15 protein-coding genes are annotated in these 15,831 nt (G+C 55.6%); 10 read left to right on the top strand and 5 right to left on the bottom strand.

Annotated features, from left to right (window positions below; genetic code table 11):
* The 3 genes from gpmA to NZ823_04525 form a co-directional block, all read left to right on the top strand.
* Nucleotides 1-675: 2,3-diphosphoglycerate-dependent phosphoglycerate mutase (gene gpmA / locus NZ823_04535; GenBank protein ID MCS6804395.1), on the top strand; the 675-nt coding region annotated here is incomplete at its 5' end.
* Between the two features lie 190 nt (nt 676-865).
* Nucleotides 866-2,110, top strand: coding sequence for an ABC transporter permease (locus tag NZ823_04530; GenBank protein ID MCS6804394.1), 1,245 nt, complete (start codon nt 866-868; stop codon nt 2,108-2,110).
* 29 nt (nt 2,111-2,139) lie between these two features.
* Entirely contained in the window at nt 2,140-3,387 is a 1,248-nt protein-coding gene (locus NZ823_04525) for an ABC transporter permease (GenBank protein MCS6804393.1), read from the top strand.
* A gap of 33 nt (nt 3,388-3,420) precedes the next feature.
* Here the strand turns inward: NZ823_04525 and NZ823_04520 are convergent, their stop codons facing one another.
* A complete protein-coding gene (locus NZ823_04520) occupies nt 3,421-4,212 on the bottom strand; it encodes a glycosyltransferase family 2 protein (protein MCS6804392.1) in 792 nt (263 codons plus the stop codon).
* Between the two features lie 73 nt (nt 4,213-4,285).
* Nucleotides 4,286-6,142 (bottom strand): TolC family protein, encoded by a 1,857-nt coding sequence (locus NZ823_04515; protein ID MCS6804391.1) that lies wholly within the window; start codon nt 6,140-6,142, stop codon nt 4,286-4,288.
* A 397-nt stretch (nt 6,143-6,539) separates the two neighbouring features.
* On the opposite strand from NZ823_04515, the gene dtd reads away from it, so the two are divergent.
* Complete coding sequence (dtd, locus tag NZ823_04510; GenBank protein ID MCS6804390.1) at nt 6,540-6,989, top strand: D-aminoacyl-tRNA deacylase; 450 nt, start codon at nt 6,540-6,542, stop codon at nt 6,987-6,989.
* A gap of 153 nt (nt 6,990-7,142) precedes the next feature.
* On the opposite strand, the gene NZ823_04505 is transcribed toward dtd, so the two are convergent.
* A complete protein-coding gene (locus NZ823_04505; GenBank protein ID MCS6804389.1) occupies nt 7,143-7,301 on the bottom strand; it encodes a hypothetical protein in 159 nt (52 codons plus the stop codon).
* Between NZ823_04505 and NZ823_04500 the strand changes: the two genes are divergently transcribed.
* The 6 genes from NZ823_04500 (at nt 7,289) to NZ823_04475 (ending at nt 12,976) form a co-directional block, all read left to right on the top strand.
* Entirely contained in the window at nt 7,289-7,696 is a 408-nt protein-coding gene (locus tag NZ823_04500) for a hypothetical protein (protein ID MCS6804388.1), read from the top strand. The two genes, NZ823_04505 and NZ823_04500, sit on opposite strands and share 13 nt — an antisense overlap.
* 26 nt (nt 7,697-7,722) lie before the next feature.
* Complete coding sequence (locus NZ823_04495; protein MCS6804387.1) at nt 7,723-9,630, top strand: GPI anchored serine-threonine rich family protein; 1,908 nt, start codon at nt 7,723-7,725, stop codon at nt 9,628-9,630.
* A 54-nt stretch (nt 9,631-9,684) separates the two neighbouring features.
* Nucleotides 9,685-9,987 carry a DUF4258 domain-containing protein gene (locus tag NZ823_04490; GenBank protein ID MCS6804386.1) on the top strand — a complete coding sequence of 101 codons (303 nt, stop codon included), beginning with the start codon at nt 9,685-9,687 and terminating at the stop codon, nt 9,985-9,987.
* Nucleotides 9,977-10,219, top strand: a complete 243-nt coding sequence (locus NZ823_04485) for a DUF2283 domain-containing protein (protein MCS6804385.1) — start codon at nt 9,977-9,979, stop codon at nt 10,217-10,219. Before NZ823_04490 ends, NZ823_04485 begins: the two co-directional genes overlap by 11 nt.
* Before the next feature lie 339 nt (nt 10,220-10,558).
* A complete protein-coding gene (locus tag NZ823_04480) occupies nt 10,559-11,164 on the top strand; it encodes a hypothetical protein (protein ID MCS6804384.1) in 606 nt (201 codons plus the stop codon).
* A gap of 117 nt (nt 11,165-11,281) precedes the next feature.
* Entirely contained in the window at nt 11,282-12,976 is a 1,695-nt protein-coding gene (locus tag NZ823_04475; protein MCS6804383.1) for a hypothetical protein, read from the top strand.
* 46 nt (nt 12,977-13,022) lie between these two features.
* On the opposite strand, the gene NZ823_04470 is transcribed toward NZ823_04475, so the two are convergent.
* Nucleotides 13,023-13,694, bottom strand: a complete 672-nt coding sequence (locus NZ823_04470; protein MCS6804382.1) for a uracil-DNA glycosylase — start codon at nt 13,692-13,694, stop codon at nt 13,023-13,025.
* A gap of 52 nt (nt 13,695-13,746) precedes the next feature.
* Nucleotides 13,747-15,801, bottom strand: coding sequence for a S9 family peptidase (locus NZ823_04465; protein ID MCS6804381.1), 2,055 nt, complete (start codon nt 15,799-15,801; stop codon nt 13,747-13,749).
* Between the last annotated feature and the right edge of the window lie 30 nt (nt 15,802-15,831).

Here is a 15,831-nt window from a genome sequence, read left to right as displayed (position 1 = left end):
GTGGATTTGTCTGAAAAAGGCATCGAAGAGGCGCGTCAAGCCGGACGCTTGCTCAAGCAGGAAGGATTTGTCTTTGATGTGGCATTCACGTCGGTGCTGAAGCGAGCCATCCGAACACTCTGGCTAGTGTTGGATGAAATGGATTTGATGTGGATTCCGATTCATCTATCATGGCGATTGAACGAGCGTCATTACGGCGCGTTGCAAGGGTTGAATAAGGCCGAAACAGCCGCCAAGTTTGGCGAAGAGCAAGTGCTGCTGTGGCGGCGGAGTTATGACGTGCCGCCGCCGGCGCTGGAGCCAAGCGATGAACGCTATCCGGGCCATGACCCACGCTACCGTCATTTAGCTCCCCATGAACTACCACTGACCGAGTGTCTAAAGGATACGGTCGCCCGCTTCCTGCCCTACTGGCACGAGGTGATTGCCCCAACCGTGCAATCAGGCCAACGAGTGATCATCACGGCGCATGGCAATTCACTGCGCGCCCTGGTCAAGTACCTTGATCACATTTCCGATGAAGACATCGTTGGCCTGAATATCCCAACCGGCATACCGCTTGTGTACGAGTTGGACGAGGCCTTGAATCCGTTGAGAAATTATTACCTTGGCGATCCAGAAGAGGTACGCAAGGCCATGCAATCGGTCGCCGATCAAGGCAAGGCCAAGCCATAATGGTGTGCCCCTCTTCGCACAGAATCGCGTCAAGCTTGCCATCAGCCCGTTGGTAAGAGGGGCTGGCAGCGCAGGCCGCTTGCTGAAGCCGTCGCGTCACTGCATTTTCTCAGTGCGAACCAAATTCCTGTGTATCACGTAAAACGGCCATAGGCTCGTGTGCATCAAATGGCACTGCTGAGCAGATCGCATGAAGAAGGCCAGAATGAGCAAAATTGAAATGGTCAAAGTCGGCGTTGCCGCGCTGTGGGCGCATAAAATGCGGTCATTTTTAACGCTGCTGGGGTTGATTATTGGCGTAGCGACCTTGATCACTGTGATCACGTTGCTCGAAGGGGCCAACGCCTATGTCAAAAATAAGGTGATCGCTCTTGGCAGTGACGCATTCCAAATTTCCAAGACGCCAGCGGTTGCCTCTGACCTCGACGAGTATTTTGAGGCGCTACGCTACAAAGACCTCACGATGGACGACATTGACGCGATCGAACGCGGATGCCAGGCGTGTCAGGGCGTCGGCGCAGAAGTGGCTACCACAGGGCACGTGCGATATGGCCGCCAATCGCTTGCCGATGTGGCGATTCGCGGCGTGACATCCAACATGAGCGAGATCGGTCAGATTGATATTGCGCAGGGCCGATACATTCAATCATGGGAAGAAGAGCGCGCGGTCAATGTCTGCGTGCTGGGCGCTGAGGTGGCTGAGAAATTGTTTACTGGTCTTGATCCGCTGGGCAAAACGGTCAAGATCAGCCAGCTTCCTTACGTGGTTGTCGGTGTCGCCGATAAGATAGGCAGCTTGTTTGGGCAATCGCAGGATAATTTCGTGTTGATTCCGATTACCCAGTTTTTCAAGGCCTACGGCTATTACAACACGTTGCCCAATCTGACGATCAACGCCCGCGCGCGCCGTCCTGAGCTTTTGCAGGAGGCGCAAGACCAAGCTCGCTTGATTTTGCGAACCCGGCGGCATGTCCCTTATAACGAACGTGACACGTTTTATATCACGACCGCCGAGTCGCTGACCTCGATGTGGAACGACATGAGCCAAGCCTTTTTCATTGCCTTTGTCATCATTGGGCTGTTGTCCGCCGTGGTTGGCGGCATTGTCATCATGAACATTATGTTGGTGACGGTCGCTGAACGCACGCGTGAAATCGGCTTGCGCAAATCCATCGGCGCGCGTCGGCTGGACATCCTGCAGCAATTTTTCTTTGAGTCGTTGACCCTGTGCTTGATGGGCGGATTGATCGGCATTAGCTTGGGATTTGCCGCCGCCCTGTTGATCAACCGGTTCACGCCATTTCCGGCCGTGGTACAGCCTCAGGCGATTGTTGTCGGCGTGGTGGTGTCATTGACGATTGGGTTGATATTCGGCATCTATCCAGCGCAGCGAGCCGCCCTCCTGGACCCTGTTGATGCGCTACGGCGCGAGTGACTAAGCAAAGAGCTATGCAGACTCACCGGATGAACAATATCAAGGAACCAGTGGCGCTGGCGCTCAGCGCGATTCGCTCGCAAAAGCTGCGGGCTGGCTTGACGATCCTGGGTGTGATCATCGGCGTGATGACGGTCGTCGCCGTGGCTGCGGTGATTCATGGGTTAAACGCGCACGTAGCGGCGCTGGTCGAAAAGCTCGGATCGCAAGTCTTCTTCGTCACCCGCATACCGGCTGTGCGATTTGGCGACATACCTGAAGAAATCCGCTTGCGCAAACATCTTCGCTTGGAGGACGCCCAGGCGATTGTGCAACGCTGCCCGCTGGTGCACTACGCGACGCCGATGCGCACGCGCACCATCTACTGGGGACAGCCCAATCAGGTGAGTTACAAAGGCCAGACGATGCGTGGGACCTTCCTGCGCGGCGTCGAGCCCGAATATGAGCAGGTGATCCAAGCCGTCGTCGTCGAAGATGGCCGGTTCATCAACGAAGTGGATATGGCCCATCGGCGTCAAGTCTGCGTCATCGGTCATGCCATTCGCGCTGAGCTCTTTCCTCACTCCGATCCGCTTGGCAAAGAGATCACTGTCAACGGCAAATTGTTTGAAGTCATCGGCACGCTCAAAGAAGATAAAGGCTTGTTCGGCGGTCCCAGTCTCGATCAATTCATTCACATTCCGCTGAGCACATTTGTGAAATTAAATCCAGACCTGGAAGAGACGTTCATCGCCGTCAAAGTCCGCGACCAACGGACGTTTGAAGAGGCTCGCCAACAAACGATTGAAGTGCTGCGCCGGCTGCGTGGCGTGCCGGCTGATAAGCCCAACGATTTTGAGACGGTCACTCCCGACATATACACCGAGTTGTGGGATCAAATGACCGGCGCGCTGGTTATCTTGACGCTGGTGATCTCGTCCATTGGCTTGCTCGTCGGTGGCATTGGCGTGATGAACATCATGTTGGTCTCTGTCACCGAACGCACGCGTGAGATCGGCGTGCGCAAAGCGGTGGGCGCGCGTCGGGGTGATATTCTGCGACAGTTTCTCATCGAATCGGTGACGCTGACGGGCGTCGGCGGCGTGTTGGGAATTGCGCTCGGAGCCGTCGTCAGCGCGTTGGTGCGGTGGGCTTTTCCCGATTTGCCGACTTCTTTATCAATCTTCTGGGTGGTGATGGCGTTTCTCGTTTCAGTTGCTGTAGGACTTTTCTTCGGCCTTTATCCGGCGAACAAAGCGGCGCGGCTTGATCCCATTGAAGCGCTCAGATACGAGTAGAGTTCAGACCTCGGACTTTCAGAGATCAAACCCTCAGGCTTCAGACTGAAAATCAGCTTCCGGTTTGAGCCGTGATCTCTCAGGGCCATGTTGCTTCTCCCACAGCTTGGCCTGTTTCAGGAAGACGTAATAAGCGGCAAACATGGCGATGATGAGTCCTGGAATGCCATCCCGAAAGCCTTGCTTGAGAATGTAACTGCGCAGAAAAGTCAGCGGCGGTCTCAACAGGAGATCAAGCAATCCAGCCGTTTTCCCTTGGGCGAAATCGCCCTCGGCGGCCAGCGTGGTATAGCGTCCGAGCACCTCGTGATGTTCGGCCAGGCTGCGACGCGTCAAGTGCCAAAGATCGCCGCGGAGCGTTCCAACGCGGCCCTCAAGCTGGACCGATTCATGAACGTAGTCGCCGTGCCAGCGCGCGCGGTCACGCCGATAGAGCCGCAGTTGATAATCGGGATACCAGCCCGAATGGTTGATCCAGCGCCCCAGATACCAAGCGCGTCGCGCCATGCGATAGCCGTCGTATTGCGGGCCTTCGTGTTTGAGTTGTTCAATCGCTTGGCGAAGTTGCGGCGAAACACGTTCGTCAGCGTCAATACTCAAGACCCACTCGTGCGACGCCTGCTGGTCGGCGAAGGTCTTTTGGGCTGCGTAGCCCGGCCATGGACGAACGATGACGCGGTCAGTATAGCGACGGGCAATTTCCACTGTGCGGTCTGTGCTCTCGGCATCCACAACAATGATTTCATCAGCCCAAGTGACCGAAGCGAGGGCGTCGGCGATGCGGTCTTCTTCATTTTTGGTGATGATAGTGACCGAAATCTTCACGGGGAGATTATCCGCCAAGGCAGCCAATGAACGCCACCGGTTTTATGTCTCCATTGGCTGCCGTTGGCCAAGATCATCTATCCAGCCGCGGTGAGATTTCCACATTGTGGGTCGTCAGCGTGGTTGACATCACCCGTTGCAGGTCGGCAATTGCTTTGTTGTAGTTGACCAACGCTTGCAGCTCCTGAAGTCGCGCTTCCGAGAGGAAATTTTGGAACTGCAGGACGAAGAAGGTAGTGGAAAGCCCGGCTTCAAATTTCTTCTGTTCGCCTTCCAACTGAATTTGCCGGTTGATGCGCGCGGCGCGCGCCGCTTCGATGCTGCGGCGGGAAGTCTCCACTTGTTGCAGCGCATTACGAACTTCGATGCTGATGTTCTGAAGCAACTGCTGCTCCTGAAACTCTAACGCGCGCCCTTGCGCTTTGGCCTGACCCAGCAAGCCAAGCGCCGTGCGATTGCGTAACGGGAAGTTGAATCGCAAGCCGAAGGAGTAGGTGTAGAAATCATTAGTGAACGCATTCTTCAGCGAGGTGAACGCGCCGCCTTGATATTGATTTGGAACTTGTGTGGTGACGTTATCAGTGAAGAAACCGCCGCCGGGCTGAGGCACAAGCCCGCTGATAGTGCTCGGACGCGCCTCGCCTGCCAACCCACTCATGCGATAGCGGGCAAACAGGTCAATCTGCGGCTTAGACTGATTGGCATAGTATTTGATGTCAATTGCGTTTTGTTCGCGGCGCAATCGGAGCTGTTCCAGTTCAGGCCGATTCGCCTGGGCCAGTTTCAACGCGCTTTCAAAGTCAACGGGCGCAGGCAAGTGGTCAATGCTCTCGGTCGGGGCGATATTGGCCCGCCACTCAGCAGCCGTGGGATTGCCCAGGATCAAGCCTTTGAGGATGTTTTCTCGAACGGTCACCGCGCCGATAGCCGCTGTCAGGCTCTGCTGGCTTTGTTCAACTTGAGCTTGTGATTGAGCCAGCTCAATCGGCGCCAACGTGCCGGCTTCCACCTGCTTGCGATTGTTGTTCAGGTTGGTTTCAGCCAACTTCAGCGCCTCCTGTTGAATTTCCACCGCGCGGATAGCAAACACCAGGTCCCAGTAGGCTTGTTGCACCTGCGTGATGATGTCAATGACTCGCTGCCGAAATTGACTATCAGAGAGATCAAGCGCTTTGGAAGCGATTTTGATCTGCCGACGGGATTGATCAATGCGGAAGTTCTTCCACAGCGGCAATTGAAATTCGGTCGTCACCGACGTTTGGTACTGTGGCAAGACAGCAAAACCCACACCGCCGATACTGAATCCGCCGAAGCTGAACGTGCTGGTGTCGGTGTTGAACCGGTTGGTATCAATTTGGAACCGCCAGGCAGCGCCCCAGTAGGGAAGCTGTTGTTGGGCGGTGAAATTGAACGCTGCCGTCTTTCGCCGGTCCGAATCGAGCACGGTGTTATCGGCGATGCCGTCGCCATCGAGGTCTACCGGCAGCGGGCGTCCATCAGAGATGTTATCCAGTTCATCAATCGCCCCATCTCCGTTCAGATCAACGCCGACGAATCGGGTGCTGTTGGACGGCGTCTTCGGCGTCTCTGCCTGAATGGACGCCGAAATGCTAATATCATAAGCGCCGCGAGCTGCCCGCAATCCTTCCTCGTTGCCGAGGATGTTGGTTCGCTCAATTTGAATCGTGTTGTTGTTTTGCAATGCCATCAAGATAGCATCGTGCAGCGACAGTCGCATGATCTGATTGGGGTCAACACCGATTCGTTCGACCATCAGTGGTTTGACCGGGCCGACCAGCGGTTGCTGCCGATCTGATTGCCCGTTGGTAGAGGACGTCGCTTTCTGCGCGAACACAAGCGGCGCGCTCAACAGACCGATAAGGCTCGTCGCGATCAGACGCGACCCGACGTAACGAAGAAAATAGCTCATAAGCTGACTCCTATATCTCACGTGAGGTTGGAAACGCTGCATACGTGATGCTCAGCAAGATTGTTTCAGTCGCTGGCTCGCGAATATCATTGAGTGAGGCGGTTTCAACAATCGCTGTGTGTGACCGACTCATACGTTTTCTTCCTGTTCACCGTGAACTGAAACCCCCACTCGATGCAGCTTGGTTGTTGTTTATTTTTGACGCGGGCATCATAGCATAACCGCTAGGGGTGAGCAACAATTTTTCCGAAAGGCCGATGGTTGTTGCTGCTTGGGCTTAGTGGCGCGACTTGTCAAAAGCATGGCAACTGGCCATGATTATGACTCATTGCCAAACCGGTAAGACACAGATTTCAGGTGAGGTCATCAATCTGCAATCTGCGACCACAATCGTCTCATGCGCGCTGTTGTACAACGAGTCAAGTCAGCCCAGGTCAGCGTCAACGGCTCCATTGTCGGCCAGATTGGTCGAGGCGTGCTCGTTCTGCTGGGCGTCGGTGTGCACGACGCAGCCAGCGATGCTGATTACCTGGCAGAGAAGATCGTACATCTGCGCATCTTCGAGGATGCCGAAGGCAAGATGAATCGCTCGCTAGCCGATGTAGGCGGACAAGCGCTGGTCGTGTCACAGTTCACATTGTTTGGGGATGCACGGCGCGGTCGCCGCCCGTCTTATTCTGAGGCTGCCCCGCCGCAGCAGGCCAATCAACTCTACGAGTATTTTGTCACCAAAGTGAGGCAGTTCGGCATTCACGTAGAAACCGGCGTGTTCCAAGCCATGATGGAGGTTGCGCTGATTAACGACGGTCCGGTGACCATTTTGTTGGATAGTCGGAAACTCTTTTAAGCATCCGGCGGTCTTTGCTCGTTGCCGAGCAGAGTTGCTTGACAACGTTGGGCCAGGTCAATAGAGTCTTGCTCTCTGAGCCACAATTTTGACAGGGAGGGAGTGGTTGGTTTGTGAAGCTGAGTGAGTCGCTCCTTTTGATTGTGCTGAGTCTCAATGTAGGATGTCGCGCGACGACGCCGTCGTCGCCACAGGATCAAGCTGCCGGCGGCACGGCGGCAACACCTCCAACGACCGCAGCAGCCCCAGCGCAGGCGTCGCCTGATACAGCGCCGACAGCTCCAAAGCAGCAATCTCCAATGGCTGAGCCAAGGCCGGTCATCAAGCCAAAGGAGCCACCCCGCCTGCCGCCCGTCAACCCGGACGCACAGATGAAACTTGAAGCGATGAAAGCGGAATATGGCAGCGGCACAACGTTGCCCAAAAATTTTCCCAAGGACGTTCCCCTCTACCCGGATGCTGAGATCACAGCCAGCGGCAGGATGGCTACCGAGGTGATCATTAACTTCAGAACGCCCGACCGCATTGATCAGGTGGGTCAGTTTTATCAACAAGAGCTGGTGCGTCATGGTTGGCAATTGAAAACCGTCAAATTTCCCGGCGGCTTCATTGAAGCCGTTAAAGGCCATCGCCAGTGCATGGTCTCGATCGAGACTGATCCTGGGGGCCTCGGCTTGTTAGTCAACGTTACGGCGACGCCTCAATGAGCATGTCTCAGGTGTGAGGTCAGAGGATGAGAGGCAGAATCTGTGATCAATTGGATCGGATGACGAACGGTGTGGCGATGGTGCTGCTTGGAATGATGGCACTGGTCTGGGTCGAACAAGAAGGGATGCTCACACAGGTGGCTGCATCGGTCAATCAACCCAATCCTGTCACCGTGGTAGCGCCCAATGGCGGTGAACGAATTGCGGCAGGATCAACTTACACGATCACATGGACAATCGCGGCGGGCACACAGGTCTTCGGCCACCACATTTACTTGTCCACAGATGGCGGCGAAACGTTTGAGCGAATCAACGAACGCACAGTTGAGGCGGCAGCGCGTTCCTATCAGTGGCAAATTCCTAGTCACCTGGAAACGACGCGGGCGCGCATTCAAGTGCTGGCGCTCAATCCCAATGAGTTTCTGTATGATATTAGTGACCGGAACTTCACCATTTTTCGGCCGAACGTTCCACCTGTGCAGGAAAACGTCACGCTCGGTCGCGCCAACCGAAATCGCCTGACCGTTCGCCTGGGTCGTGACCGCACCAGCGGCGAGCTACAGGCTGGTTTCGTGGACCTGGTCTTCTCACCGACCAATGACCCAGCCACGCTGGCCGTCGAACTTAACGCCTGTTCATTCGTCGGCGAATCCCTCTCAGTGGGCAACAAGCCGACCGGTCAGTTGCTTCTCTCCAAAGAACACACAACGGTCGCGCGCGGGACGTTCGATGCGACCAGCGGCGATTTCCAGATACCTGTCAGTATCGCTTTGTTGTATGACGGACTCATCTGGTCTGACAGGCCGGTCAATGAGGACCCCGATGTGCGTCAATCGCCACGACCGGTGATTTTTCCAGCCCTGCTGGAGGGTCGGCGCGCCACGACCGGTGCGATGGCTTCCGGCACGCTGGAAGGGACGTTGCCAGCCGATGCGCCACTGCTTGGCGGCGCTCGTATCGAGCTAGATTGGTCAGGACGACTCACAGCCGGCAATAAACTAACCCCAACCGTGTTTTGTCCAACCTACTGCATTGATGCAAAAGTCATCGCGGATGACGCTTCAGGCAAAGGCGCTGTGGTGACACCTGAGCAGATTCAAGGGCTGCTGGCTGAAGTCAATGCCACCTGGTCTCAAGGAGCCATTGAGATCAGACTTCGTGATGCAGACCCGGCCACGGCGGGCACGCAAGTGACCTACATTCCGGCTGGCACTCTGGTTGTCAGCAATGGGCGCACGCTGACCGACGGCGATCTGCGCCGGATTACTAACCAGCCCGGCGTGATCACAGATGAGATGACGGCTCTCACGTCGCTGGCGCGCGATGAGCGCTGCATTGATCTCTATTTGGTGGATCGTTTGGAGAGCGCCAGAGCTGGTCCGCTGCCCGAACGCGGAGTCACGATCAATGGTGGCATGGGCAGCGCCGCCATTATTCTGGCTCGGTCTGGATCGCCAGAGGCTGAACTTGGCACAGCGCTCGCTCATCACATCGGTCATGCGCTCGGATTGACGCAGGAGGCTGTGCCCAGCGGCAACGCGATGTTCGAGGACGGACTCGGCGGCTTTGCTCTGAACGCCAGTCAATGTCTCACGGCCGGGATGGTCAATCCGCTTGCGCAACGGCTCTCCTGTCGGGATCGCTTTTTCGATCCGCTGGCAACTGATGTCGTGATCATCGGATTAGATGGACCGAATGCTGTTGTCCGCGGCGTCAATGTGACGACGACCATCGTTGGTCGTGGATTGGCCGGAGCGCAGGCGGTTGAATTTTCCACACTGGGATTAACCGCAGAGATTTTAAATCGGTCGGACACCCGCCTTACGATACGTCTGAATGCAGCCACTCATGCGGCAACCGGACCATCGCGCTTCCTTGTCCGAACCCCCAATGGTGTGGCCAGCAGCGGCATCATCGTGATCAACGTGCGTTGAACACCAGGTGAGTCACGCCAGAAATGTAGAACCAGGCACAGACCAGGCAAAATAATGAGCGACCCACTGACAGAGAGCGATCTCCACCCGCATTTAATAGCCCGCATGGAACAGCGAGGAGTCACTCTCACAGAGCTCCAGCAGACTCTTGAACATGGCTGGGATGCGTCTGATGCCAAACCGGGCAGTTACGGTAAAACGGCGATCTTTCCCTACAACGCGGAATGGGAAGGGCATTTTTATGAACAAAAAGAAGTGACCGTCTACTACAAAGTGACTGAGGGCCGCCTAGTTTTATTGACAGTCATGGCGCGTTATGGGAAGAATTTCCCGGAGGTTGACGATCATGAAGATTGAGTACGACCCAGTACGAGATTTGCTTTATGTCTGGTTCGCGCCGGTGGGCACAAAATCAGCGCAAACCACCGTTGTGGCTGCCGGCGTTCATGCGGATTTCGATGCGAACAACAAACTCATCGGGATCGAAGTGCTGGATGCGACAGAGGTCCTGGGCGATAAAATGCAGATTGAGGTTTCATTCCCACAAGCATGGTTGCGGCCAGCCGGGGCCGATCAGCAGAAGCTTTGAATAGCTCGGACACCAGGGTTGCGATACGCCGCAATGCAGCCACTCATGCGGCAACCGGACCATCGCGCTTCCTTGTCCGAACCCCCAATGGTGTGGCCAGCAGCGGCATCATCGTGATCAACGTGCGGTAATGGACGTGGGCCATTTACCTTCGTCGCCAGGGTCTTTGTGACCGGTGTCGTGAAGGGGCTTAGGACAAATAAAAATTGGTTGCTTTTCAATTTGCCTTTTGATAGAATCTGCGCGGCTTTTAGAAGTAGAAGTTTTAGCTAGAAAACTTTAGGCCTTTGGGTCAAGTTGGTCGGTTTTGATATTTGGAAACTAAGGAGGAGACGGTTTATGAAAAAATCTCAGTTCTTTTACAGAATGTCATTGGTTGTGTTCTCGCTCGCCTCGTTGATTCTTCTTGGTCTGCCGACGAGCCAGGCATTGGTTATTGTGCCGGCACCGAATGATCGGTGTGGACCAAAGGCAGGGGGCGGAGCCTGCACGGCCGTTGGGGCGTTGGATGTGCCGCAAGCCGTCACGTCGGGAACACAGGTTCGTCAATGCTATGAATTCGATACCTCAAATGCTACGGAAGGTCCCGTTGGGGTTGACGTAAGGGACGGTCCGGGTGGTTTTCCAAATGATGTCTGGTTCAGGTTTCCTGGCCCGCATTGCCCGGGCAAGAGGATCGTCATCAATACGTCTGGCAGCACCTACACGGCCGGTTCCTTTCTTCTCACCCAAGGGGGTGGGTCTGTGCCTTTCTACGTGTGTGATGTGACCTGCACGTCGGTGGCCGGCAACTCCTACTTTGCCAGTGACGTGGTAGTCAATTCAGCCAGCGGCAATTACAACATCACCATCCCCGCCTCTCTGGCCGCGCGGAATTTCTTTACGTTGGTCAACGGTGGTGGCAGTGGCGTGTTGCGGTATTGCGTCACAACGGCTTGCCCGTAAGGGCGTTTGCATCATACCAAACGTCTCATAGTAATGGGGCGTTTCAAATCGGTATTTGGTTTACAACGCGCAGGCGTATAGTCTGCGCTTTCTTTTTTGAACACGAAGAGTGTTGAGATGCCCATTGTCCACTGCATGATCGGCCTTCTTTTCTGCTTCGTGGCGTGGTTTGCGCAGGACAAGCCGGCTGCTGAACCCGTAGGCCAGTCGAAAGAATCGCGTTCTGTTGAGCCGGCCGAGCGAGCAGTGGAAATTCTCGATTTCGCGGCAACGCTGATTCCGGGCCTGCCGCAAGAGAGCCAGGTCTTGGTTTATTCAGCCCTTGCCGAGACAGTGTGGTCGCGCAATTCGAGCAGGGGCCGTGAGCTGTTCCGGTCAGCTTTTCTGGCGCTGGGCAAAATTGATGTCTCGGCAAAGCCCAAAGACCGTCAGCAAGCCCATCTCCAACAACAGCTCAAAGCGTGGAAAAGAGAAACCCGCCAGCAACTGCTCAGCCGCATCGCGCAGCTTGACGCTGAGCTGGCGAAAGACCTGGCCCGTCAATCAAGCGAGAAAGATGAGCCGTTTTCCGATGAGGAAAATATAGGATTTCGTTTTCAGCGAGCCTATGAATTGTTGAACAGCGATCCGGCGCAAGCCGCCGCATTAGTGCAGCAGACACTGGTCGTTGAGGTGAATCCTTGGATCATCGAATTTCTCTTCGCGCTGCGTCAACGCTCGCCAGAGCTAGCCGACCGGTTATTTGAAACGGCTCTCAGCGCCATCGTGGCACGAAGCCAGCCGCCTGACGTAATCGAGCTGCATCTGCTCGGACCGTATGCGTTGTCATTGCTAAGCGGTGACACAGCGCCATTAGGCCGGCGATTTTTGGAGCTGATGGCGTATGCGCTACAGGCGCAGTTTGATTCAACAATACCGGTCAAGCGCCGCCTCACGCCCGATGAGCAGCGGCATCTTCTGCAGTTTTATTTGCCTTCGATGGAGCGGTTTATGGCTGAATGGGCGGCGCTCCTGCAAACATTGCTGAGCCAAACGTCCGCCGCCCGCGCTACGCAACCACCTTCACAGTCGCCATCAGGCCAAGGGGGAGTGAACAATCAGGCCGGAGCAAATACAACGAGTGAGCCGGCGGTCTCCCGTCAAGAGGTCAATAGCGCCGGTGGCTTGCTCAATCCTGAAGCAACGGAACAAGAAGCAGCCAAGTCCGAAGTCGCGATTCTGAAACTGAAAGATGAAAAGCTCCGACAAACGCTGCTCGACGCGCGACGCGAAACGGCTGCTCGTCAAGCGCTGGCTAACAATAAAATTGACGAGGCGTATCGGATTACTCAACAGATTGAAAATCCTCTCAAGCAAATCAGCTTGCTCAGCGAAATGGGCGTTGCGTTAGCCGGTCAGGGCGATAAGGAGCGAGCCATTATGTTTTTTGATCGGGCGGTTCAGCTCATCACGGCCCTCGGTGATGAGCGTGAAGGGGCTTTCCAGGCTCTTATGTTGGCCCGCGCGGCGCTCGACGTTGATCGGGGTAAAGCGTGGCAATACGCGCAACACGCGGTGACGCGACTGAACCGCTTTCATAACGGCCAATCAGCAGACGTTGACCGAATGACCGCGTTGAGGAACCGACAATGGTTCCATGTGCCGATTCAGTCGCTGTTTATTCCGCTGGGCCGCGCCGACCTCGATCAAGCGATCTACCTGGCTATGCAACTACAGAACACCGAGCATCGGCTGCTGGCCGAAATTGCTGCGTGCCGAGCCGTGCTCAAACAGGCTGAGAAGAAATCCGACAGCAGCGACGCTCCAAGATAGCCCTTGGCTATCGCTCTGGCTACGGTCAGCGCTCGCCTCCGCAGGCTCACTCCAAATGCTGGCGAACTTCTGCAAACACCGCATCGAACATTGGCTCGGTCAATCTTCCGGTGAATGTATTTTGCTGACTTGGATGAAATGAAGCGAGCAACGTGACCTGCTCATTGACGATATATCGGGCGCCGTGACGGAATGCGAGTTGTTGGCCAACTGACATCCTGTGCAGTTGACGAAGCGCCGTCACGACGGCTTCAAAGGCAATCCGTCCGAGCGCTAGAACGACGCGCAGATTCTTCAACAATTCGAGTTCGCGTAGCAGGTATGGACGGCATTGCGCGAGTTCATCGCGTGTCGGTTTGTTGTCGGGCGGAGCGCAATGGACAGCGGCTGTGATGTAACAATCGCGCAATTGCAATCCATCGTCGCGATGGATGGACGTCGGTTGATTGGCAAAACCGAATTTGTGCAGGGCGCGGTAGAGCCAGTCGCCGCTGCGGTCGCCGGTGAAGATGCGTCCGGTGCGGTTCCCGCCATGCGCTGCGGGCGCGAGTCCAACCACGAGCAGCCGCGCCTGCGGATCACCCCAACCCGGCACGGGTTTGCCCCAGTAGGTCCATTGACGGTAGCGCGCCGTTTTTTCTTCAGCCATACGTTCGCGCCACGCCACTAGCCGCGGGCAACGGCGACACGCGACGACCTGTTGCTGAATCTCGGTCAGTGTTTTGGCGGCAGTGGTCACATTGGTTACTGAGGTTCGCACAGCGCCATCCTCATTGATGAATGCCCAGTTGGGTGAGGATGAAGGCGTAATCGAACGCTCTCTCTTTCAGTGCGTCATACCGTCCTGACGCGCCACCATGCCCAGCGGCCATATTGGTTTTCAGCAACAACACATTCTGATCGGTTTTCAAGGCGCGTAATTTGGCCACGTACTTGGCCGGCTCCCAGTACATGACTTGACTGTCATTGAGCGATGTTTTCACCAGCATCGCCGGGTAGGCTTTCGGCGCGAGATTCGTGTAGGGGCAGTAGGATTTCATGTATTCGTAAGCCGCCTTCTCGCGCGGGTTGCCCCATTCGAGGAATTCGCCAATGGTCAGCGGCAGCGATGTGTCGAGCATAGTGTTGATCACATCAACGAACGGTACTTTGGCGACGACAGCTTTGAACAGATCAGGCCGCATATTGGTCACCGCGCCCATCAGGAGGCCGCCGGCGCTCGCCCCTTCAATGACCAGTCGGTCGCTGGATGTGTACCCGTGCGCGATCAGATGCTCGGCCACAGCGATGAAATCGGTGAAGGTGTTGCGCTTCAGCATCATTTTGCCCTGATCGTGCCATGCTTTGCCCAGATCACCGCCGCCCCGCACATGGGCCATTGCATAGATAACGCCGCGATCCAGCAAACTGAGTCGTGATGAATCAAACGTCACCGGCAGCGGATAGCCGTAGGCGCCGTATCCGTAAAGCAACATGGGGTTGGTTCCGTCACGTTTAATGCCGCGTTTGTAGACCATTGAAATCGGGATGCGCGTGCCATCAGATGCGGTGGCATAGATGCGCTCGGAAGCATACTGTGCCGGATCATAGCCGCCCAGCACTTCGACTTGTTTCAACAGCGTTCGCCCTCGCGTCTCCATGTCGTAGTCGAAGACCGAGCTTGGGGTCACCAACGATTGATATTGGAATCGCACGGTTGTGGTGTTGAACTCCGGGTTCGTGCTGAGAAAGACCGAATAGACCGGCTCCGGAAACTCAATGCGGTGCGATTGCCCACTGCGAAGATCAATGACTCTCAAATAGGGCAATCCCTCTTGGCGCTCGCTAATGACCGCGTGATGGATGAAGAGGTCCATATCTTCGAGCATCACATCGGGGCGATGTCCGATGAATTCCTTCCATACCTTGGTGCGCGGACGCGAGACCGGGACGCTGACGATACGAAAGTTTTTGGCCTCTTTGTTAGTGCGAATGTAGAAGCGTCCCTGGTGATGATCAACGTAGTATTCGTGACCCGTTTGGCGCGGCCAGATGACGCGAGGCGGGGCAGTAGGCCGGTGAGCAGGAATGTAGCGTGTTTCGCTAGTGGTCGAGCTAGCCGAAACGGCCAGGATGTATTTTTTATCTCTCGTGCGCTGCGCCCACAGGCGATACAGCTCGTCTGTCTCTTCGTAGACCAATGTATCGCGTGGTTGACCCAGCACATGACGCATCAGCCGATAGGGTCGCTTGGCGTGGTCTTCGGTTGTGTAAAACAGCGTTTTATTGTCGGCAGCCCAGATAACGGCGCCGACTTTTTCGATGCGGTCCGGCAGCAGTTGACCCGTCCGTAGGTCTTTGATGAAGAGCGTGTATTCCCGGAATCCGGTGATGTCTGTCGAATAGGCCAGCAGATGGCCGTCATCGCTGACCACATAAGCGCCCAGCGCAAAGAACTGGTGACCTTCAGCCAGTTGGTTCAGGTCTAATGTGATTTCTTCCTCGGCCTCCAGGCTGCCTCGCTTGCGGGCGTAAATAGGATATTGTTTGCCTTCTTCGGTGCGGCTGTAGTACCAATAGTCGCCCTGCCGATATGGTACGGTCAAGTCAGTTTGCTTGATGCGGCTGAGCATTTCCTGATAGAGCTTTTGCTGGAATGCTTCCGTCGGTTTCATCACGGCGTCGGCATAGGCATTCTCTGCTTCGAGGTAAGCGATGACGTCGGGATTCGATTTTTCGCGTAGCCAGTAGTAATTGTCTACGCGCACATCGCCGTGCAGCGTCTCGGTTTTCGGTTTAATTTTTGCCACGGGTGGAGTCGCGGTTTGTGAGTTTTTCTGTGCCATAGTCGGTTGCATAAGTGAGGTCAGTAACAT

The sequence above is a fragment of the Blastocatellia bacterium genome (assembly GCA_025054955.1).
Classification (GTDB): Bacteria; Acidobacteriota; Blastocatellia; order HR10; family J050; genus JANWZE01.
This window is presented reverse-complemented; position numbering and strand designations above follow the sequence as displayed.